Consider the following 21,715-nt stretch of genomic DNA (forward strand, 5'->3'; position numbering starts at 1 on the left):
AAATTTAATAGTAATGTAGATAGGAAGTGTAAGAGAGATGACCACCACTCCAAGTTTAAATTGGCTAACAGATGTGAATGTTTTTGCAGTGAATCGTGTTCCTGCCCATTCAGATCATGTTTATTATGAAACAAAGGCGGAGGCAAAAAGTGCCTCTCCAATGAAAATGTGTCATGAATTAAACGGAGACTGGAAGTTTTACTACAGTATGAATCCAGACCATAGGCCAGTGGATTTTTTTAAGAAAGATTATCCTTGTGCTGGCTGGGGGGATATTACGGTTCCGGGACATATCCAACTCCAAGGCTACGGGCAGCCGCAATATGTTAACACGATGTATCCATGGGATGGGCACCATGAGCTTCGTCCGCCAGAGATTCCGACCGACCATAATCCAGTTGGGAGTTATGTGAAATATTTCGACGTTCCTGTAAATATGCAAGGGCAGTCGGTTTTTATTTCCCTCCAAGGTGTTGAATCAGCTTTTTATGTTTGGCTGAACGGAGAGTTTATCGGTTACAGTGAGGATTCCTTTACTCCAGCTGAATTTGAACTTACACCTTATTTAGTTGAGGGTGAGAACAAACTTGCGGTGGAGGTTTATCAGCGCAGTACCGGCGCTTGGCTTGAAGATCAGGATTTTTGGCGGTTCTCAGGGATATTCCGTGATGTTTATCTTTACACCATTCCGGAGATTCATGCCGCCGACCTCCATGTTCGTCCTGAGTTGGACCCGACTTTTACAAGAGGGACACTATTAGTCGATATAAAGCTTCAGGGTGCAGCTGCGTCGAAAATTACAGCAGAACTAGTTGATAGAAAAGGAGTACCTGTTCAAGTTGCTGAAGCTGAAAACATCGATGGCAAGTGGTCAATCACGATGCCTGTTGAGGAGCCTGCATTATGGAGTGCAGAAAATCCTTATTTATACAAATTATTTATCCAAATCTACAACGAAAATGGAAGTTTAGTAGAGGTTATTCCACAGAAGATTGGATTTAGAAGATTTGAACTCGTTAATAAAATTATGCACCTTAATGGTAAGCGAATTGTATTTAAGGGTGTGAACCGCCATGAATTCAATCCACGTCACGGCCGGGCGATTACAAAAGAAGATATGCTTTGGGATATTAAAACACTGAAACGTCATAACATCAATGCAGTTCGTACTTCTCATTATCCGAACCAAACCTACTGGTACGAACTATGTGATGAATACGGTGTTTATGTCATCGATGAAATGAATCTTGAAACCCATGGTTCATGGCAAAAAATGGGGGAAGTCGAGCCTTCATGGAATATTCCAGGGAATAAGTCAGAGTGGGAAGCTATTGTCATGGATCGTGCAATCTCGATGGTAGAGCGGGATAAGAATCACCCATCGATTTTAATTTGGTCCTGTGGTAATGAATCATACGCTGGTGAAGTCATTTTGAATGTCTCAAAATATTTCAAAAAGGTTGATCCAAGCAGACTTGTTCACTACGAAGGGGTATTCCACAACCGTGATTATAATGATACGAGTGATATGGAAAGTCGTATGTATGCGAAGCCAGTGGATATTGAGAAGTATTTAACAGAGAATCCAGAAAAGCCTTATATTAGCTGCGAGTATATGCATGCAATGGGGAATTCACTTGGCGGCATGTACAAATATACGGACCTTGAGCAAAAGTATCCAATGTATCAAGGCGGATTTATTTGGGATTATATCGATCAATCCATTTATAAGAAGGACCGTTACGGCAATGAATTCCTTGCATATGGCGGCGATTTTGGCGATCGTCCGACCGATTATGGTTTCTGTACAAATGGAATTGTCCTCGCGAATCGAGAGCTTTCTCCTAAAATGCAGGAAGTGAAATTTTTATATCAAGATTTTAAACTAGTTCCAGATGAAACAGGTGTAACCATCAAAAATGAAAGCTTGTTCTCCAGCACGGATGACTATACGTTTAAATATGTTCTATTCCGTGAAGGAAATGAATTGTATCGAAATACTCTGCTTGCAGAGGTTGGGCCGCAAAGTGAGAGACGGTTTGAGTTTGATATTCCTAAAGATTTCAAATCTGAACCAGGTGAATATTGCATTCAAACATCACTAGTATTGAAGGGAAGCACACTTTGGGCAGAAGCGGGTTATGAGATTGCCTTCGGTCAGTTTGTCTATCAAGTGGGTACAAAGGAAGTAACACCAGTAAGCGGCGATTTAAGGGTGGCTTATGGGGATGTAAATATTGGCGTACATGGCCGTGACTTCACGGTTATTTTCTCGAAAGGTGCAGGCAGTTTAGTTTCCCTTAACTATGCAGGCAAAGAAATGATTTCAATACCGCCCGCACCATTGTTCTGGAGAGCTACAACTGACAATGATCGAGGGTATTCTCAAGGTTTCCATTCAGGCCTTTGGTATGCAGCGAGCTTGGCGAGAAAGTGTGTAAATATTGAGGTAGAAGAAAAAGACAGTTATGTAAGTGTAGGCTTTACTTATAAATTCTCAATTCATGATCATCTCGAAGTTCAGACTATTTACAGTGTTTATCCAGATGGAAGTGTTAAGGTGAAGTCTGATTACAACGGGGTAGAAAATCTGCCTCAGATGCCGATTTTTGCAGTGTCTTTTAAGGTTCCAGCTGATTATAATCAACTAGAATGGTATGCAATGGGACCAGAAGAAAACTACTCTGACCGGACTATGGGAGCTAAACTTGGTATCTTTAAAAACCAAGTAAACGATAATCTAACCGGTTATGTTATGCCACAGGAATCGGGTAATCGAACCGGAGTCCGTCGTGTCGATGTGACAAACCGTAACGGACAGGGAGTAAGAATTTCTTTGGTAACAAAACCACTGGAATGCAACATTAGTCCATATACAGCATTTGAACTTGAGAATGCTCATCATGTTTATGAACTTCCACCTGTTCATTATACCGTCATTACAGTTGCCGGCAGGCAGATGGGTGTTGGCGGGGACGACAGCTGGGGAGCTCCTGTTCATGATGAACACCTTATCAAGGCAGATCAAAATATTGTATTCGAATTTTTAATCCAACGGGTTTGAAATACAAATGAAAATATAAAGTAATCTTAAAAAAGCAGTGTATATAGCTATGCACTGCTTTTTAATATTTTTAGTAAAAATTTTAGTAAAAAACAATAGATTTCTTTTACTGTTTGGATTAAACTAAACCTATAGCAAAAATAGTTGGAGGGACGACAATGACCATCACAAAGTTAACGACTACATTCAGAGAATTATTTGAAGTTCAGCCTGAGCAAGCATTCTTTGCACCAGGGAGAATTAATTTGATAGGAGAACATACCGATTACAATGGAGGTAATGTTTTTCCTTGTGCGATTACTTATGGGACATATGCCGTGGCCAAAAAAAGAGATGACCATCTTGTCCGCCTTTACTCAGTAAACTTCCCGGACAAAGGGATTATTGAATTTGACTTAACTCAATTAGAGTATGATAAGCAGCATTATTGGGCCAATTATCCGAAAGGGATGATTCGCTATATAAAGGAAGCGGGCTATGATATTCCACAAGGATTTGATTGTGTAATTGAAGGTAATATCCCAAATGGAGCAGGGCTTTCTTCTTCTGCATCTATTGAGCTGCTAACTGGAGTGCTGTTAGACGGATTATTTAAATTAGAGATTCCGCGTCTAGATATGATTATGCTTGGTAAAAGAGTTGAAAATGAGTTCATCGGAGTCAACAGTGGAATAATGGACCAATTTGCGATTGGAATGGGAAAAAAGGACGCTGGAATATTGCTTGATTGCCAGACATTGGACTTTCAGTACGCTCCCATTAAGCTTGAAGAACATAAGATTTTAATTATGAATACCAATAAGCGCAGAGAGCTGGCAGATTCCAAATACAATGAGCGCCGAGGAGAATGTGAACTTGCATTATCACAGCTGCAGTCAAAACTTTCAATCCAAGCACTTGGGCAGCTGACGGAAGCAGAATTTGATGAGAATCAAACCTTAATACCGGACGAAACGGTCCGAAAGCGTGCAAAACATGCTGTGTATGAGAACGTAAGAACACTTAAGGCTCTTGAAGAATTAAAGGCAGGGAACCTTGAGGCGTTTGGACAGTTGATGAATCAATCGCATATTTCGCTGCGAGACGATTATGAAGTGACAGGGATTGAACTTGATAGTTTAGTGGAAGCTGCATGGAAACAGCCAGGTGTCATTGGTGCCCGTATGACAGGAGCTGGATTCGGGGGCTGTGCCATTGCCATCGTTGAAAATGAACAGGTAGATAGCTTTATTGCAAATGTTGGTGCAGCTTATCACGACAAAATTGGATATTCTGCTGATTTCTATGTAGCAAGTATTGGCGATGGGGCAAAAGAAATTCAAATGGGGGAATTTCAATGAGTATTCTAGTTTTAGGCGGTGCGGGTTACGTAGGTTCGCATGCAGTTTATCAGTTAATGGATCAAGGGTCACAAGTGGTGGTCATCGATAACTTGCAAACTGGTCACCTTGATGCCATACACCCAAAAGCACACTTCTATGAAGGGGATATCCGAAGCCGTGAGTTTATGCGTTCTGTATTTGAAAAAGAAGATATTGAAGCAATCTTGCATTTTGCCGCTAACTCACTTGTTGGCGAATCCATGACAGAGCCCTTAAAGTACTTTGATAACAATGTATTTGGAACACAAATTGTTCTCGAAATGATGAAGGAATTTAATGTGAAGCACATCATCTTTTCGTCGACAGCGGCGGTTTATGGTGAACAGAAGGTTGTGCCGATTACAGAAAACGCGGCAACTACTCCAACAAACACTTATGGCGAGACGAAACTCACGATGGAAAAATTGATTGCTTGGTGTGAAAAAGCATTCGACCTTAAGTATGTATCACTCCGCTACTTTAACGTTGCCTCAGCAAGAAGCGGCGGTGAGATTGGAGAAGACCATAACCCTGAAACACATTTGATTCCCGTTGTCTTAGAGGCGGCTTTAGGAAAGAGACCGGCTGTCACTGTTTTTGGACAAGATTATGATACAGCAGATGGGACCTGCGTCCGCGACTATATTCATGTTGAGGACTTAATTAATGCTCATTTACTTGCTTTAAAATATTTACAAAACGGCGGGGAAAGTAATATTTTTAACCTAGGCAGCAGCCAGGGGTTTTCCGTAAAAGAAATTATTGAGACAGCGAAAGAGGTTACGGGTATTGATATTCCTGTTCAATACGGTGACCGCCGGTCTGGGGATCCAAGTACGTTAATCGCCTCTTCGGAAAAAGCAAGAAGTGTACTAGGATGGAATCCAACTAGAACATCTATCCACCAAATCATCAGCGACGCATGGAACTGGCATCAGCACCATCCAAATGGATATGAGAGGTGAGTGACATGATCAATCAACGAATTCAAGAATTAATCAATCAGGCTATTGCTGTAAAATTAATCTCTCAAGATGATGAAATCTATGTCCGTAATCAAATCCTTTCACTCTTGAAATTAGTTGAGTTTACTGAATGCGATGGTGAGTCTAATCTGGAAATTCCAGATTTACTAGAACAAATTGTAGACTATGCCTGTGAACAAGGTATTATTGAAGATATTTTTGATGAAAAAGAGATTTTTTCTAGTAAAATCATGAACTGTTTTATGGCACGGCCATCAACGATTAATCAAATGTTCTACGAGAAATACAAACAAAGCCCAAAAGCAGCAACAGAGTTTTTCTATGAGTTAAGTAAAAATAGTAATTATATACAGATGAAGCGGATCCGTAATAATATGGAGTATAAGGTTAACACGGATTATGGTGAGCTGGATATTACAATCAATTTATCAAAACCTGAAAAAGACCCTAGAAGTATAGAGCTTGAACGCGCAATGGTAAAGACAAATTATCCTAAATGTTTACTTTGTGTTGAAAATGAAGGATATGCGGGGCGAGTCGGACACCCGGCACGCTCGAATCACCGGATGATTCGGTTAAATTTGGTAGAAGAGAATTGGCTTTTACAATATTCTCCCTATGTCTACTATAATGAGCATTGTATTGTGCTGTCAGAAGAACATAGGGATATGAAAATTACTTCAGCAGCCTTCAGACGGTTATTAACCTTTGTCCAGCAGTTTCCTCATTATTTTGTTGGATCCAATGCTGACTTACCGATTGTTGGCGGTTCAATACTTTCACATGATCATTATCAAGGCGGACATTATGACTTTGCGATGGCGAAGGCAGAGGATGATTGGACATTCGAATTAGATAGATTCCCAAATGTACAAGGTTCCGTTGTTAAATGGCCAATGTCTGTTATTCGATTGCGGTCTGCTGAAATTGAATCACTAGTGGAAGCAGGAGACCATATTCTTTCTGCATGGAGACATTACAGTGACGAATCAGTTGGGATCCATGCAAAAACTGGTGAAACACCGCATAATACGATCACACCTATTGCACGTAAAAACCAAGGTCTTTATGAACTAGACTTAGTTCTTAGAAATAACCGGACAAGTGAGGAACATCCACTTGGAATTTTTCATCCTCATCAAGACGTTCATCATATTAAGAAGGAAAACATCGGGCTCATTGAAGTAATGGGACTGGCTGTTTTACCTGCACGCTTAAAGGCTGAACTTGCGGAAGTTGAAAAATTCATTCTTGGAAAAACGGAATCCGTTGCTGATTATCATCTAGAGTGGGCAAAAGGCTTAAAAGAGAGGTATCAATCTGTTGTAACATCGTCAAATGTAGAAGCACTCGTGAGTGAAGAGACAGGGAAAAAGTTTTTAAAGGTATTAGAAGATGCTGGTGTGTTTAAAAGAAATGAAGAAGGAAAAGCCGGGTTCAACCGCTTTGTCTTGGCACTATCATAAAAAGCGTACAGCATGAAAAAAAGCGGAAGTACTCATATTTTTTGATATGAAGTAATGGAGTGGTAAAAATGAAAGTTATAGAAAGTCTATTCGGTCATTATAATGATGAGTCCGTGATGGAGTATACCCTGATTAATGATGCAGGAATGTCCGTTTCATGCTTGAATTATGGTTGTATCATAACGAAAATAATGGTTCCAGATCGCCATGGAAAGATTGAAAACGTAGTGCTTGGGTTCGAGCAATTTGAAGATTATGTGGATTTATCTCCATATTTTGGATCTATTGTTGGTCGAGTTGCTGGGAGAATTAATCATGCAGAGTTTGAGTTGGATGGAAATGTATACAAGTTGACACCTAATGAGGAACCTAACCACCTGCATGGCGGTAAAAAGGGCTTTAATTCAGTTATTTGGAAAACAGAACCGTTTGAAACTGATCATGCAGTCGGTTTGAAATTTTCTTATCGTAGTGTACATGGTGAAGAAGGGTATCCAGGTACTTTGGATACGACTGCTACCTATCTTTTAAATAACCAAAATGAGTTGAGTATCAGCTATGAGGCTCGCACCGATCAAAAAACAATTGTTAACTTAACTAACCATTCGTATTTCAATTTAAGCGGTAATCTAAAAAGAGATGTTTCGGAGCATATTCTTCAATTGGAAAGTGAGCACTTCTTAGAGCTAGGTTCAGATTTAATCCCTACCGGAAAAATGATTCATTCTGCGAATACGCCTTTTGATTTTAAGCATGGCCGTTTGCTGCAGTCAGGAATGAAATCTTCCCACCCGCAAAATGTGCTTGCTGGCAATGGTTACGACCATCCGCTTGTTTTTTCCAAAAAGGGAGAAAATACAGTGGTGTTAAGTGAAAAAGAAAGTGGAAGAACCTTGTTCGTTACGACCGATCAACCATGTGTTGTTCTTTATACGGGGAATCATTTAGAAGGTCCTTACTCTATATCTGGTGTTCGAGCGAGGAACCACTTGGGTGTATGCCTTGAAACGCAAGGGCTTCCTGACGCCATAAATAAGCCTGATTTTCCATCCATCGTTTTACACCCAGAGGAAGTATACCAGGCTGTAACGAAATATCGTTTTTTTTCTAATACAATAGGAGTTTGATTTATGGCTACGATAAAGGATATTGCAGAATTAGCAGGAGTTTCAATCGCAACGGTATCCAGAGTATTGAATTATGATAGTACCCTATCGGTTGGTGATGAAACCAAAAAGAGGATATTTGAGGTTGCAGAGCAGCTTTCTTATAAAAAGAAACCGCCTAAAAAACTAGAAGCAGGAAAAATTGCACTTGTACAGTGGTATACAGAAAAGGAAGAACTAGAAGATTTATATTATATGTCGATTCGTTTGGGTGTCGAAAATCAATCCAGGCAAATGGGCTTTTCAGTATCAAAATACTTTCAAGACAATTATGAGGATATAAAAAAGGATGACATTCAAGGTCTTATCGCCATTGGAAAATTTAGTGATCAACAAATAAAAGACATGGTCGCTATAACCAATCACATTGTTTTTGTCGACACTTCTCCTGATGAAGAACAGTTTGATTCCATTGTGATCGATTTTAAAAAGGCTACAAAAAAGGTCATCGATCATTATTTGGAGCAAGGTCATAAGCATATTGGTTTTATTGGCGGCAGAGAAGTATTCAAAGATAAAACATCGGCGATTGAAGACCCGAGAGAGAAGACCTTCAAATCCTATTTATCAGCAAAAGGGCTGTTGAATGAAGCCTATATGTACGTAGGGGAATTTACCGTTGCCGACGGTCATGCGCTGATGAAAAAGGCGATTCAAGAACATGGCGAAAACTTGCCGACTGCTTTTTTTGCAGCGAATGATTCTCTTGCAGTAGGGGCGCTTAGAGCATTATTGGAGCAAGGGATATCTGTTCCTGATCGCGTGAACATAATTGGGGTGAACGATATCAGTATATCCAAATATGTCTTTCCATCCTTAAGCACGGTAAAAGTCTATACGGAACTGATGGGTGAAACAGCCGTCAACGCCCTAGCAGAAAGAATCGAAGGCAGAAAAATAGCCAAAAAAATTACCATCACCACGCAACTCATTATAAGAGACAGCAGCTTATAAAACAGTATAATAAACAGCTAAAAAAGCAGTGAATTTCTCGCCCGAAATTACACTGCCTTTTTTAGCATTTTTACGTGGAAAGGTTATTCCGTGAACAGAGCAGGTTAGCTGTCACCGGCTTTTCTAATGTTCCTGTTAGGTTAAGCTAATGTTAAACTCTTCTATTAAATCCTTAAAAGCGGGTCGTTCATTTCCATCTCTTCCAACTACATGTGTTGCTGTAACCAAGGAATTTAAAACTGCCTCCTCCGTTGCTTCTCCGATAGCTCTAAAAGCTAAGTCCATATCTTCTTCATGAATCATAGAGAATGAAAGGCAATGTGAAGTTTTTTCATGAGGTATTTTCGTTGCTGTTGAAAACCCAATTACGACCTCGCCACTTCCTGTTGTTATGATGGACCCAGTTCGTGATAAACCTGTTACAGACCGTTTAATAATACGATTTAGCTGCCTTTCAGAAACAGGGAGATCTGTTGCCGCAATAATAATAATCGAACCCTTATCTTTCTCTTCTTGACGAGACGTCAGGATAGCATCTCTTAATTCTTTTCCAATGGGTTTACCATTTATCATTAAATCACTTAGGATTCCAAAGTTGGATAGGACTAGAACTCCCATTGTGTAAGTACCATGTTCCATTTGCATCATACGTGAGGAAGTTCCAATGCCGCCCTTTAATGAATAGCACAGCATTCCTGTACCTGCTCCCACAGTTCCTTCTTTAAAAACGGGTGAAGCATTTGAGATTGCTTGAAAAATATGTTCCTTTTTTACAAACCTAGCCCTAACATCATTTAAGAGCATATCATTGCACTCACATATGATTGGATTTACCGTACCTGTTGTGAGTCCAATCTCAGGATTCAGCTCTAACATATATTCAATCAATGCATCTGCAGCTGTTCCAATGCTTAAGGTATTTGTTAAAATGATTGGAGTTTCCAGCGTTCCTAACTCATTTATTTGTATCGTTCCCATGGTTTTTCCAAAACCGTTTATTACATGGCTTGAAGCAATAAGTTTTTCTTTAAAGAGATTTCCTTGGTGTGGTAATATGGCCGTTACGCCCGTCTGCATTTCTTTATTACTCAGAGTTACATGTCCGACAGTAACACCTTCAACATCCGTAATGGAATTATATTTTCCAGTTTCTAATCGACCTATGTTAACAAAGTAATCTCTTAATCTCTTTTGACCATTCATACACAACCACCCTTATGCAATATAAAACCATTTTTCCAAAAGGCAAAGCGTTAATCAAGTTATTTTACTGTTAAAATTGAATACTATCATAAATTCCTATTTTTTAGAAAGGTATATCCGAATTCTCCAAGAGTTGATGATTTCCTGCTTGTGGACCATTAGAGAATAGAAGATTTGCAGACTATATTTTTTGGGACAAATTAACAAAGGATCTATGAAAACGTTTCGGATCAAGGGGATTTTTAGCTTTATTCCTTTCATAGAATACTAAAAAATGGTAAAAATATGCTTTTTATGGTGACAGGCACCATTTGGCATTGTCGAATAATGGTATGTTTCGTATAATTTTAGTTATCTAGACTGGTGAAGATAATGGGGTTGTCTATGAGCAGGTTAACGGTTGTGGCGTATACGTTTGGGGTTTTGTTTTTTCTTGTGGGCTGCGCATTTTCTGTGTTTTATGGTTTTAAGGTTATGTCTCATGATTTGCCTGAAGAAGATAGGAACATTGAGGATTATAAGTATCATTTTGTGTTGGTGCCTGAGGAGCTGGACAATGATTATTGGCGGCTGGTTGAAAAAGGGGCTCAGGAGGCTGCAAAGGATTATGGTGTTTTATTGGAGTATGCCGGTCCGAAGCAAGCTAATATCGACGAACATTTAAAAACGATTGAAATGTCAATGGCCGCTAAGGTAGATGGAATTATGACTCAAGGTCTAAGTGACGAGCAATTTACCCCGCTCATCAATAAGGTTGTAGAGAGAGTTCCTGTGATAACTATCGATACGGACGCTGCCAATAGCAACCGAATTGCGTATATTGGAACAGATAATTACTATTCTGGGTATCTAGCGGGTAAAGCATTGATTGAAGATACAAAGGGGCAAGCGAACGTTGCCATCATTACAGGAAGTTTTTATGCGAATCACCAGCAGCTGCGCGTACAGGGTTTTCAGGACGCAGTGAAGTCCGAACAGGGAATAAAGATTATTACAGTTGAAGAATCAGAAATTAGTAGAGTTCGTGCTGCTGAAAAGGCCTACCAAATCTTGAAGGATTATCCCGAGGTCAATGCTTTCTATGGGACAAGTGCTCTAGATGGGATCGGAATAGCCCAAGTAGTTGATAAGTATAAAAAAAACGATACCATTTATATCATTGGATTTGATACTCTGCCTGAAACACTTGATTACATATCGAAGGGCATTATTGAAGCAACAGTTGCTCAGGAACCATATGAAATGGGATATCGAGGTATACAGATGATGATTAATCTCATTGAAGGTAAGAGTGTTCCTCCAGTCGTCCATACGAATACTCGTATTTTAAGAGCAGCGGATATGCCTGTAAGTCATCCAGGCGGGCAGGAGGCTGGATACTAATGTTGTTTCGAATTCGATCAAAACTGCTCCTTTATTTTATTGTACTGGTTGTTTTGTTAACTTCAGTGGGGTTCTTTTTTTATAAAAGTAGTGAAAACCTTGTCAATGAATATGATGATAGTTTTGAACGGTTTCTTTTGTTAAATGAAATCTCTCAAAGAACTAATTTAATTACAGAAAACCTACAGGGTTATCTTCTAGATAAGGAAAATTCCTATTTAAAAGCCTATAACAAAGAAAGGTCTAGTTTACTTAGAGACCAGAAACTCTTTAAAAAAGAGATGAATTCTAATGATGTAACGGTTATTAATTATCATCATATGATTGAGAGTTTTCTTGAAGAATGTGATGCCACAGTGGCAGCCTTCCATAAGGATGATATTAATGAATATTCAAACCATCTTAATGAAGTATTAAAAATAGCAGGTTTCCTTCAGGAAAGTACACTGGCTCTCTTAAATAATAAACTTACCGACTATCAAAATTTTTATGATCAGATGGAAAGACAAAATCATTATTATAAACTATTATCCTTTTCCCTTTTTGCTGCCGCCTTTTTTCTCAGTACCTTAATTGCACTTTGGATATCTGGCGGGATTACAAAACCAATTACACTTTTATCTCAAGCAGCCAAGCAAATTTCAAAGGGTAATTTATCTGGTCAGGATATTAAAATTTCCACCAAGGATGAATTAAAGTTATTAACTGAGACGTTTAATCAAATGCGTTCAAACCTAAGGCAGTATGTAAAAGAAATTAAGCAGAAATCGGAACTGGATAAACTATTAAAAGAATTAGAGTTAAGAAGTCTTCAAAATCAGATTAATCCACATTTTCTATTCAATACTTTGAATACGATTTCAAAGATGGCTTACCTCGAGGAAGCGGAGCATACCTCAAGATTGATTGAATCTGTGGCTGCCTTACTGCGATACAACTTAGGCGGTGATTTAAATAAAGCTGCCACCCTTCGAGATGAAGTAGCCATTGTTAAAGAATACTTTTTTATACAGCAAACAAGGTTTGGGGACCGCATTCAATTCATCACAGATATTGAAGAGGATTGTTTAGACCGGGAAATTCCAAGTTTAACACTGCAGCCAATAATTGAAAACGCTTTTATACATGGTGTTGAATCGTATGAGGAAAATGGAGAAATCCGTCTTCATATCTACAAAAGTAATCACAGAATTCATGTGGAAATTGTAGATAACGGAGACGGTATGGATGAAAACACTCAAAATAAATTGCTAAATTATGTGAGTGGAAATGAAATAGAAGAGGAGTACGACTCGGATAAAAAACAAGGTCATTCAACTGGTATAGGGGTAAAGAATGTGATTCGAAGGCTCCAGCTTTTTTACGGTCAGAAAGACATTATTGAAATACAATCAGAGTTGAAAAAAGGCACAACGTTTAGACTGACTATTCCAGACACGGTAATAGGGGGAAAAGAGCTTGTTGAAAATTCTAATTGTGGATGATGAGATACTAGAGCGGAGGGCATTGACGAAAATAATAAACAACTCTTCTGAGAACGTAACGGTGATCGGCGAAGCCCCTAACGGGAGAAAAGCAATTGAAATGGCTGGAGAACATAAACCTGATATTATCTTTATGGATATTAAAATGCCAGGAATTGACGGGGTGCAAGCTGTCAAGGAAATTAAACGTACCGAGCAAAACATCCGATTTATCATGGTTTCCGCCTTTAATACGTTTGAATATGCAAAGGAAGTTATGCAGCAGGGTGTGAAAGAATATATCCTGAAACCTAGCAGGAAACAAGACATTCTTGAAAGCTTACAGCGGGTTTCTTCTGAAATCATTGGGGAACGGAAGCAGTTGGAAGAACAGCAGTACCTTAAGCAAAACCTCGAACGTGCGGTGTCCATCGCCCAAAAAGAATGGGTATCATCACTCATTTTGAATCCCGTTCATGATATTACGTTTGATGAATGGAGTCAGCTGTTAGGAGTAGAGATCACCTCAGGATATATTATGCTGCTTTCCCTGTTGCCGCCGTCGGAAAAGGGAGAACTCCTGCCGCTAGAAAAGCAAAACTGGTATCTATGGCTTAAGGATGTTTTAAAATCATATCATAAAAATCAAGAAGTATTATTGGGACCTATGACGGAAAGCCAAGTACCGGTATTGTTTTTATGCAAACAAACAACAGAAAAAACACATTTTAAAATAAATGCCCAAGCAGTGACTGACCATTTACTCGCCCAATTCCAAAAGAGTCACTTTCTTGCAGAGTTAAGAATAGGAATCGGTCTGCCATACAGCAATGTTCATGAACTGAATAAATCCTACCATGAAGCAGCAGCTGCATTAAATCAGCTTTTAAAAACCCCAAATCGAAAATATTTATTTGGAGGTAAACAAGGGGACATTGGGTTACCCACAACTTCGGAACTTCTCGAAGTTGAGAAAAAACTCCTCGATGCCCTCCGCCAGGGAGATTTAAATAAAGCCATGTTTATTTTTGACTCGTTTGCAGCAAACCTTATGAATCATGAAGGAATAAAGGCTCCTGTAGTAAAAAAGTCATTTAATGAATTGTTTATTCTTATTTCGAGGATGCTTCATGATTTAGGGATAAGGTATGAAGGATCTTTAGAAATCCAAGAATCAAAGGTAATTAAAGAGATGTTTGATAAAGGCAAATCTTATTTATTGTCTATCGTACAACATATTCAAGTATGGAGAACCAATCATGCCAAGGGAATGCTCCATAAGGCAAAGGAATATATTGAAAATCATTATGCGAATTCCATTACGCTGGAACAGGTTGCAGACTATGTGGACCTAAGTCCCTATTATTTAAGCAAATTATTTAAAGACCGATTTGGGATGACTTTTATTGATTACCTAACCGAAATAAGGATTAAGCAGGCAAAAATAGAAATGGTTGACGCTTCAAAAAGTTTAAAGGAAATTTGCTATTCAGTCGGCTACAAAGATCCGAATTATTTCAGCCGCGTATTCAAAAAACATACAGGGTTATCCCCAACTGAATTTCGAAGGGAAACAGTAAGTTAATAGTTTTATCGTTTGAAGGACCGGCTCGTACTGAATCGGTCTTTTTTACTTGCAACAAAATAGTCTAGATATTCACAAATTAGTGCTATAGGTTACAGCTATTGAACAAAAACTCCAGGTGCTAACATATATGTAAGGGCTTTCAAGAAGGTAAAGGTAAACGAAGTTTACCAGAGTCTTTACAAAAAAAGCAAAAGGAGAAGGATGACATGTTTAATAAGAAAAAAGGGTTAATTCTATCATTAACAGTTGCGTCTAGCATTCTATTAGCAACTGGCTGCGGCGGTACAGAAAAAAGTTCAACAGATTCTGGAAAAGGCAAGGATGGCGACCTTCCAGCAGTAGGTGCAACGATTTATAAATTCGATGACAACTTCATGTCCTATGTTCGTCGTGCAATGGAGACGGCAGCAGATGGAAAAGTAAATTTAATGCTGAATGACTCTCAAAATGATCAAGCGAAGCAGGTTGAACAAGTAGATACGCTTATTGCCAAAGGAGCAAAATCTCTGGCAATTAACCTTGTGGATCCTAAGGCAGCACAAACCATCATTGATAAAGCAAAAGTGAAGGATATTCCAGTTATCTTCTTTAACAAAGAGCCGGATGCAAGTGTATTAGCGGGCTATGAAAAAGCTTATTATGTCGGAACTACTTCATCTGAATCAGGTGTAATTCAAGGTGAGTTAATCGCTAAGGCATGGGAAGCAAATAAAGATAAATGGGATAAAAATGGTGATGGCAAGCTTCAATATGTTCTCCTAAAAGGCGAGCCAGGACACCCTGACGCAGAAGCTCGTACAAAGTTTGTTATTGATACGGTTAAGGAAAAAGGAATTGAAGTAGATGAATTAGCTTTAGATACAGGTATGTGGGATGCAATGAAAGCAACTGAAAAAATGGATGCTTGGATTGCAAAATACAACGAAGATATTGAATTTGTTATTGCTAATAACGACGGAATGGCGTTAGGTGCCATCGCTTCTCTTGAAAAAGCAGGTTACTTCTCAGGAGATAAGTTTATGCCAGTTGTAGGTGTAGATGCAATCCCAGAAGCACTTGAAATGATTGAAAAAGGGAAAATGGTTGGAACAGTCCTAAACGATGCGAAAAATCAGGGTGCAGCAACCGTTCAACTTGCAGCTAATGCAGCCAATGGTAAGGATGTATTAGAAGGAACAGAGTGGAAGTTAGACGATAAAAAAGCAGTTCGTGTTCCTTATGTAGAAATCACAAAGAACAATATCCAAGTAGGAAAAGACGCTTATAAATAGGCATAAGAGGGGGAAGCGCCAAGTCCAGGGGAAAATGCAGTTCAATTTTTCCTAGGGGATAGATTCTATGGCGCTCCTCGAACGAAGGAAAAGGATCCATTTTCTTTTCCTTCGTTCGGGGCAATGTTTCTAAGCACTCAAATGAAGCAGGACGGAATGAAAACTATAATCATTATATAAAACCGCATGTTAAATGGTTAGGCAAGGAGGTAAAGTATGTCAGCAGCAAGTTCGGCCAATTTACTTGAAATGATTAACTTAACAAAAAGATTTCCTGGTGTAATCGCGCTTAATAACGTTTCCCTGAAAGTGAAGGCAGGGTCAGTACATGCCTTAATGGGTGAGAATGGTGCTGGAAAATCAACCTTAATGAAGTGCTTATTCGGTATTTATTCAATGGATGAAGGGAAAATCCTGTTGGATGGGCAAGAAGTTTCGTTTGCGAATTCTAAGCAAGCTCTTGAAAACGGAGTTTCAATGGTCCACCAAGAACTGAACCAAGTTCGCCAGCAAAATGTAATGGATAATATTTGGCTGGGAAGGTATCCGAAAAAAGGAATCTTTATTGATGAAAAGAAGATGTATGAGGAAACCTCGGCAATTTTTAAGAATTTGGACATCAATATTGACCCGCGCAGCAAAGTAAGCAGTCTATCTGTCTCAGAAATGCAGATGGTGGAAATTGCGAAAGCCGTATCCTATCATTCAAAACTGATTGTAATGGATGAACCAACTTCCTCCCTTACAGAAAAAGAAGTGAATCATTTATTTACGATTATTAAAAAATTGCAAAGTGAAAACGTAGCGATTATCTATATTTCACACAAGATGGAAGAAATATTAAAAATCTCTGACGAAGTGACTATCATGCGTGACGGTCAGTATATTGCAACGAAAAGTGCCAAAGAATTAACGACGGATGAAATCATTAAGCTAATGGTTGGCCGTGACTTATCACAGCGTTTTCCAGAAAAGATTAATCAACCAGGAGAAGTAACTCTGAAAGTGAAGGATTTAACTGCCGAAACAGATGGATCATTTTCTACTATCAACTTTGAGTTAAGAAAAGGGGAGATATTGGGAATTGCCGGTTTGGTCGGTTCCAAACGCACAGAGGTTATGGAAGCACTTTTCGGAATCAGAGGACTAAAATCAGGAAGTATTGAACTAAATGGTAAAGTTGTTCAAAATCATTCGCCGCAGCATGCCATAAAAAATGGCTTTGCCCTAGTGACGGAAGAAAGAAGGACAACAGGCATTTATCCACAACTCAGCATTAGCTTCAACTCCATTATTGCTAACCTGCCTCAGTATCGAAAAGGGTTGTTTCTATCAGAAAGTAAAGTTCATGATGATACAAAATGGGTGATTGATTCAATGAAGGTCAAGACACCGTCACAAAAAACCCCAATTGGAAGTCTTTCGGGCGGTAACCAGCAGAAGGTAATCATTGGCCGCTGGCTGCTCACAAAACCGGAAGTATTATTGCTGGATGAACCAACAAGGGGAATAGACGTTGGAGCAAAGTTTGAAATTTATCAGTTAATTAATGAATTAGCTGCCGAAGGCAAAGGAATTATCATGATTTCATCCGAAATGCCTGAACTTCTGGGGGTAACAGACAGAATTTTAGTTATGAGTAATGGAAGAGCAGCTGGAATCGTAGACACGAAGACGACATCTCAAGAAGAGATCATGCGATTAGCAGCTTTGTATTAGGAGGAGATGTAAAATGAATACTCAGGCCACTAAAAGATCAACGGTTACAAAATGGCTGTTCGATAATGTTATCTATGTATTTTTGATTTTACTAGTTATTGGGATTGTGATTGCGTCGCCTGATTTTTTGTCTATGACTAACTTAATTAATATCTTAAGTCAGTCATCCTCAAGGATTATTATTGCTCTTGGAATCGCAGGTATTTTAATTTTAGGAGGAACAGACCTATCTGCTGGAAGAATGGTCGGACTTGCGGCTGTAGTTTCAGCTTCCTTGCTTCAAGCAGGTGATTATGCCTATAAAATGTATCCTAACTTACCGGAATTACCTTTATTTGTTCCAATTATCATTGCAATGGTAGTAACTGGGCTATTCGGAACATTAAATGGATTTATCGTTTCTAAGTTTCACGTACCGCCATTTATTGCAACCTTAGGTATGATGATTGGGGTTTATGGAATCACTTCAATCTACTTTGACCGTCCTCCATATGGAGCACAGCCAATCGGCGGATTAAGTGAAGGTTTTACAACATTTGCTCAAAAAGGAATCAAACTAGGTCAATATGAATTTCCATACCTGATTTTATATGCAATTGTATTTTCCATCATTATTTGGGTTGTTTGGAATAAAACACAACTCGGTAAAAATATGTATGCAATTGGTGGAAATGCTGAAGCTGCAAAGGTTTCCGGCGTTAACGTTGCAAAAAATATTATCATTATTTACATGATTGCTGGTTTATTATATGGATTCTCAGGTACATTAGAAGCTGGCCGTGTTGGCAGTGCAACCAACAATACTGGTAATATGTACGAGTTAGACGCGATTGCAGCCTGTGTAGTAGGTGGAGTATCCTTATCAGGCGGGATTGGAACTGTTCCTGGAGTCATCACTGGGGTTCTAATTTTCCAAGTTATAAACTACGGATTAGCCTTCCTAGGTGTTAGTCCATACATTCAATTCATCGTAAAAGGAGCTATCATCATCGTAGCCGTCGCCTTTGATATGCGGAAACATGCTAAGAAAAAATAATCATTGAAGGACATCTTTTAAAGGATGTCTTTTTTATAGCATTAAGTAATATGCAACGCTGCCGTTACGCCCATTGTGGTTACGCCGACTTAGCGTTGCAAAGCCTTGCAAAAACATCCTATTCTATGAAACGCGTTTCAGGTCAAGGGTTTTTTAGCTTCATTCCTTTCGTGGAATACTATAGAATGGTATAAACAGGAAGAACCACTTTTAGAATGGGTGTGAATAGCATTTGTGTTTAATTTTATTTGCTTCTAAAGTACATCCAGAATATAAGCTGATCGTTGCTGCCAATCGAGATGAATTTTATCAAAGACCTACTGTTCCTGCTCACTTTTGGGAGGATGACTCTGAAATCCTTGCTGGACGGGATTTAGAAAAAATGGGTACTTGGATGGGTGTTACAAAAAACGGCCAGTTTGCTGCCTTAACAAATTATCGGAATCCAACTGAAGTGACGGAGGGTAAACGTTCACGGGGGGAGCTTGTATCAGGCGCACTCAAGTACAACGGAGAAATGATAGAGTATATGAAGAGTCTGGCTAGAAATCACGACAGGTACCCTGGGTACAATTTGCTGGCTGGTAATGGGGATCATTTATACTATTATTCTAATGTCGGTCAGGAATTAAAGAAGATATCGCCTGGGATATACGGTGTCAGCAACCATTTATTAAATACTGACTGGCCTAAAGTGAAACTGGGCAAAGCTGGTTTAACAGAAATCATCAACAATCAAAAGACGGATTTAGTTGAAGACCTTTTAACGCTGCTCCAAAAGGCCGACCCAGCTCCGGATGAAAACCTTCCTCAAACTGGCGTATCATTAGAATGGGAGAGAATGCTATCAGCCATGTTTATTAAGAGTGAAAATTATGGGACAAGGAGTTCAACGGTCTTATTAATGTCTGATAAAGAAATTCATTATGTAGAGCGTGTATTTTCTAATCATGAAATAATTGATCAGCATTACACAATAGAACGGGAATAAAAAAACGAATCAAACGTTTGATTGAATCGGTTGGTAAACTAATCAAACGTTTGATTAAATGCTTGAACGACATCAGTCGGTTTTATCTGATTCCTGTTCAGACGCCGCTCGTTTAGTTCCTTTGCTGACATAAGGCTTCGCACTTTTTGCTTTTTTCGCACCCGCTTGCCAACGATTCCAGCCCTTTTTTCCTGTCCCTCTGCCTACTCCACTTTTTGCCTTTGCCTTTGGCATATTACCACTCCATCATAATTGAAAAGATTATTGGATTTCTTTATTAAAAAAACCCAATGCATATTTAATACCCTCTTCAATCTCATTTGTATCATAACCTTGTAAATCCTCATGAGTAATTTCCAGAGTTGTTCCTGATAATGAATAACCGCTGTCTAAATTAATATCGAGCAGGACCAAAAACCCATTGGCCGTGTTCTTAATATCAATAATATCGTAATCCAGTATAGGTGCTCCTGTTTGGTACTCTAAAGGTTCTAACTCTGACATTACCATACCCCCATATTTACTTCTAGTCTATATTCGAACATAGGTTATACCAAAAGCGAAAAATATAAACATTTATCTGCAGGAAATTCCTACGTAACAAACGAAATGAAATTAGTCGATATTTTGTATCATAACAGACATTAGATAATTAATATTAACGAAATATTCACATAAATATAATACAAGGCTCCCTGACTACCCAACCATCATTTAAAAGGAGAGATATGCATGCAGCGGCAAAAGCTTTTAATTAATGGGGAAAGATTAAAGAATGAGCTTGAACGATTTGCGCGCTTTGGCCAGACTGAGAATAATGGTGTAACCCGGCTGGCACTATCAGATGAGGATCGGTTGGCCAGAGATTTTTTTCGGTCATGCTGTGAGGAATTAGGTTTAACCGTTAAGGTTGATGACATGGGCTGTATGTATGCCACTCTCGAAGGTACAGAGAATAAGCCGCCCATACTGATAGGCTCCCACTTGGATTCGGTTAAAAAAGGCGGCAGATTTGACGGAGTGCTAGGAGTGTTAGCTGGTTTAGAAGTTGTCCGAACACTGGTAGAAAATAATATCAAACCGCAAATCCCGATTACACTTGTTAATTTTACGAATGAAGAGGGTGCAAGATTTGAGCCTTCTATGATGGCGTCTGGAGTGCTTTCCGGCAAATTTGATAAGAATATGATGGTAAAAAAGAAGGATTCCACGGGAATTACGTTTGGCGAAGCACTTAAATCGATCGGGTATGAAGGGGATGTAAAGAATCGGTTAAAAGAGGGGACTGCATTCTTAGAATTGCATATTGAACAAGGTCCTATTCTTGAAAAAGAAGCACAGTCCATTGGCGTTGTCGAATGCGTGGTTGGAATGGCGTGCTATGATATTGAAATAACAGGTGAATCTGACCACGCCGGAACTACACCGATGAGTATGAGAAAAGATGCTTTGTTTGCTGCTAACAATCTTATTAATGATATTCGCAGCGTATTAGGGACATTAGATGAGGAATTAGTTTTTACCATCGGCAGGGTAAACGTATATCCGAGTATTCATACCGTCATTCCGAATAAGGTTGTATTTTCCTTAGAAGCAAGGCACAAAAATCCTAAGATTGTCACAACATTTAAAGAATTTGTTGAAGAACTCCCAAAACGAGGCTTAAATGAAGGCTGCGAGGTAAAAACAACGAAATTATGGGAGCGCGATACAGTTTGGTTTGATACAGAAGTCGTTACTCAATTAGAAAAATCAACAAAGTCTCTGGGATACACCCACATAAGAATGGTCAGCGGTGCAGGACACGATGCACAATTTATTGCCAGCCTTGTACCCTCTGCCATGCTTTTTGTTCCAAGTTTTAATGGGAAAAGTCATTGTGAAGAAGAACTTACCTCATGGGAAGATTGTGAAAAAGGGGTTAATGTACTTTTAGATACCGTATTAGCGTTATTATCGAAATAAGAGCAGACACCTGGTGAAATTGCCAGGTGTCTGCTCTTATTTACCTTAATTTGAATACTGGTTTTTTTATGGAAGAACTTCCAATAAGAAATTGAACAA

Annotated in this window: 17 protein-coding genes; 14 read left to right on the top strand and 3 right to left on the bottom strand. The window is 39.0% G+C overall.

Features of this window, described 5'->3' with window-relative positions; genetic code table 11:
* The first annotated feature begins 37 nt into the window (after positions 1-37).
* The 6 genes from lacZ (at position 38) to BANA01_RS14660 (ending at position 8,997) form a co-directional block, all read left to right on the top strand.
* A complete protein-coding gene (gene lacZ / locus BANA01_RS14635; protein ID WP_034673496.1) occupies positions 38-3,064 on the top strand; it encodes a beta-galactosidase, LacZ type in 3,027 nt (1,008 codons plus the stop codon).
* 158 nt (positions 3,065-3,222) lie between these two features.
* On the top strand, positions 3,223-4,404 hold the full coding sequence (locus BANA01_RS14640; RefSeq protein ID WP_034673499.1) for a galactokinase: 1,182 nt from the start codon (positions 3,223-3,225) through the stop codon (positions 4,402-4,404).
* The gene (gene galE, locus BANA01_RS14645) at positions 4,401-5,390 is read left to right on the top strand and encodes a UDP-glucose 4-epimerase GalE (RefSeq protein WP_034673501.1); all 990 of its coding nucleotides are present in this window, start codon (positions 4,401-4,403) and stop codon (positions 5,388-5,390) included. The genes BANA01_RS14640 and galE overlap by 4 nt, the downstream gene beginning before the upstream one ends.
* Positions 5,391-5,395: 5 nt before the next feature.
* Complete coding sequence (gene galT / locus BANA01_RS14650; protein ID WP_034673503.1) at positions 5,396-6,877, top strand: UDP-glucose--hexose-1-phosphate uridylyltransferase; 1,482 nt, start codon at positions 5,396-5,398, stop codon at positions 6,875-6,877.
* A gap of 68 nt (positions 6,878-6,945) precedes the next feature.
* Positions 6,946-8,004 carry an aldose epimerase family protein gene (locus BANA01_RS14655; protein WP_034673504.1) on the top strand — a complete coding sequence of 353 codons (1,059 nt, stop codon included), beginning with the start codon at positions 6,946-6,948 and terminating at the stop codon, positions 8,002-8,004.
* A gap of 3 nt (positions 8,005-8,007) precedes the next feature.
* On the top strand, positions 8,008-8,997 hold the full coding sequence (locus tag BANA01_RS14660) for a LacI family DNA-binding transcriptional regulator (RefSeq protein WP_034673506.1): 990 nt from the start codon (positions 8,008-8,010) through the stop codon (positions 8,995-8,997).
* Between the two features lie 135 nt (positions 8,998-9,132).
* On the opposite strand, the gene BANA01_RS14665 is transcribed toward BANA01_RS14660, so the two are convergent.
* Complete coding sequence (locus BANA01_RS14665; RefSeq protein ID WP_034673509.1) at positions 9,133-10,200, bottom strand: DmpA family aminopeptidase; 1,068 nt, start codon at positions 10,198-10,200, stop codon at positions 9,133-9,135.
* Between the two features lie 384 nt (positions 10,201-10,584).
* Here BANA01_RS14665 and BANA01_RS14670 point away from each other — a divergent pair, with 384 nt between their 5' ends.
* From BANA01_RS14670 to BANA01_RS14700, 7 genes are all read left to right on the top strand, one after another.
* Positions 10,585-11,583, top strand: a complete 999-nt coding sequence (locus BANA01_RS14670) for a sugar-binding protein (protein ID WP_052106294.1) — start codon at positions 10,585-10,587, stop codon at positions 11,581-11,583.
* Complete coding sequence (locus BANA01_RS14675; protein WP_063253627.1) at positions 11,583-13,067, top strand: sensor histidine kinase; 1,485 nt, start codon at positions 11,583-11,585, stop codon at positions 13,065-13,067. Before BANA01_RS14670 ends, BANA01_RS14675 begins: the two co-directional genes overlap by 1 nt.
* Positions 13,042-14,631: a response regulator gene (locus tag BANA01_RS14680; RefSeq protein WP_052106354.1), complete on the top strand. Its 1,590-nt coding sequence runs from the start codon at positions 13,042-13,044 to the stop codon at positions 14,629-14,631. The genes BANA01_RS14675 and BANA01_RS14680 overlap by 26 nt, the downstream gene beginning before the upstream one ends.
* 209 nt (positions 14,632-14,840) lie before the next feature.
* The gene (gene mglB / locus BANA01_RS14685) at positions 14,841-15,905 is read left to right on the top strand and encodes a galactose/glucose ABC transporter substrate-binding protein MglB (RefSeq protein ID WP_034674792.1); all 1,065 of its coding nucleotides are present in this window, start codon (positions 14,841-14,843) and stop codon (positions 15,903-15,905) included.
* A 216-nt stretch (positions 15,906-16,121) separates the two neighbouring features.
* Positions 16,122-17,624, top strand: a complete 1,503-nt coding sequence (gene mglA / locus BANA01_RS14690) for a galactose/methyl galactoside ABC transporter ATP-binding protein MglA (RefSeq protein WP_034674795.1) — start codon at positions 16,122-16,124, stop codon at positions 17,622-17,624.
* A gap of 13 nt (positions 17,625-17,637) precedes the next feature.
* Positions 17,638-18,660 (top strand): galactose/methyl galactoside ABC transporter permease MglC, encoded by a 1,023-nt coding sequence (gene mglC, locus BANA01_RS14695; protein ID WP_034674797.1) that lies wholly within the window; start codon positions 17,638-17,640, stop codon positions 18,658-18,660.
* Between the two features lie 232 nt (positions 18,661-18,892).
* Positions 18,893-19,651 carry an NRDE family protein gene (locus BANA01_RS14700; protein WP_034674800.1) on the top strand — a complete coding sequence of 253 codons (759 nt, stop codon included), beginning with the start codon at positions 18,893-18,895 and terminating at the stop codon, positions 19,649-19,651.
* A gap of 72 nt (positions 19,652-19,723) precedes the next feature.
* Here the strand turns inward: BANA01_RS14700 and BANA01_RS29150 are convergent, their stop codons facing one another.
* A complete protein-coding gene (locus BANA01_RS29150) occupies positions 19,724-19,885 on the bottom strand; it encodes a DUF3934 domain-containing protein (protein ID WP_082799537.1) in 162 nt (53 codons plus the stop codon).
* Positions 19,886-19,912: 27 nt separating this feature from the next.
* The gene (locus BANA01_RS14705) at positions 19,913-20,155 is read right to left on the bottom strand and encodes a hypothetical protein (RefSeq protein ID WP_034674802.1); all 243 of its coding nucleotides are present in this window, start codon (positions 20,153-20,155) and stop codon (positions 19,913-19,915) included.
* 228 nt (positions 20,156-20,383) lie between these two features.
* Here BANA01_RS14705 and BANA01_RS14710 point away from each other — a divergent pair, with 228 nt between their 5' ends.
* Positions 20,384-21,616, top strand: a complete 1,233-nt coding sequence (locus BANA01_RS14710) for a Zn-dependent hydrolase (RefSeq protein WP_063253628.1) — start codon at positions 20,384-20,386, stop codon at positions 21,614-21,616.
* Positions 21,617-21,715: the final 99 nt, after the last annotated feature.

It is taken from the genome of Neobacillus niacini NBRC 15566, assembly GCF_001591505.1.
GTDB lineage: Bacteria > Bacillota > Bacilli > Bacillales > Cytobacillaceae > Neobacillus > Neobacillus niacini.

Excerpts from the sequence above, each read along its gene's own strand:
- lacZ (WP_034673496.1), top strand. The coding sequence starts at position 38 with ATGACCACCACTCCAAGTTTAAATTGGCTAACAGATGTGAATGTTTTT.
- BANA01_RS14640 (WP_034673499.1), top strand. The coding sequence starts at position 3,223 with ATGACCATCACAAAGTTAACGACTACATTCAGAGAATTATTTGAAGTT.
- galE (WP_034673501.1), top strand. The coding sequence starts at position 4,401 with ATGAGTATTCTAGTTTTAGGCGGTGCGGGTTACGTAGGTTCGCATGCA.
- galT (WP_034673503.1), top strand. The coding sequence starts at position 5,396 with ATGATCAATCAACGAATTCAAGAATTAATCAATCAGGCTATTGCTGTA.
- BANA01_RS14655 (WP_034673504.1), top strand. The coding sequence starts at position 6,946 with ATGAAAGTTATAGAAAGTCTATTCGGTCATTATAATGATGAGTCCGTG.
- BANA01_RS14660 (WP_034673506.1), top strand. The coding sequence starts at position 8,008 with ATGGCTACGATAAAGGATATTGCAGAATTAGCAGGAGTTTCAATCGCA.
- BANA01_RS14665 (WP_034673509.1), bottom strand. The coding sequence starts at position 10,200 with ATGAATGGTCAAAAGAGATTAAGAGATTACTTTGTTAACATAGGTCGA.
- BANA01_RS14670 (WP_052106294.1), top strand. The coding sequence starts at position 10,585 with ATGAGCAGGTTAACGGTTGTGGCGTATACGTTTGGGGTTTTGTTTTTT.
- BANA01_RS14675 (WP_063253627.1), top strand. The coding sequence starts at position 11,583 with ATGTTGTTTCGAATTCGATCAAAACTGCTCCTTTATTTTATTGTACTG.
- mglB (WP_034674792.1), top strand. The coding sequence starts at position 14,841 with ATGTTTAATAAGAAAAAAGGGTTAATTCTATCATTAACAGTTGCGTCT.
- mglA (WP_034674795.1), top strand. The coding sequence starts at position 16,122 with ATGTCAGCAGCAAGTTCGGCCAATTTACTTGAAATGATTAACTTAACA.
- mglC (WP_034674797.1), top strand. The coding sequence starts at position 17,638 with ATGAATACTCAGGCCACTAAAAGATCAACGGTTACAAAATGGCTGTTC.
- BANA01_RS29150 (WP_082799537.1), bottom strand. The coding sequence starts at position 19,885 with ATGCCAAAGGCAAAGGCAAAAAGTGGAGTAGGCAGAGGGACAGGAAAA.
- BANA01_RS14705 (WP_034674802.1), bottom strand. The coding sequence starts at position 20,155 with ATGTCAGAGTTAGAACCTTTAGAGTACCAAACAGGAGCACCTATACTG.
- BANA01_RS14710 (WP_063253628.1), top strand. The coding sequence starts at position 20,384 with ATGCAGCGGCAAAAGCTTTTAATTAATGGGGAAAGATTAAAGAATGAG.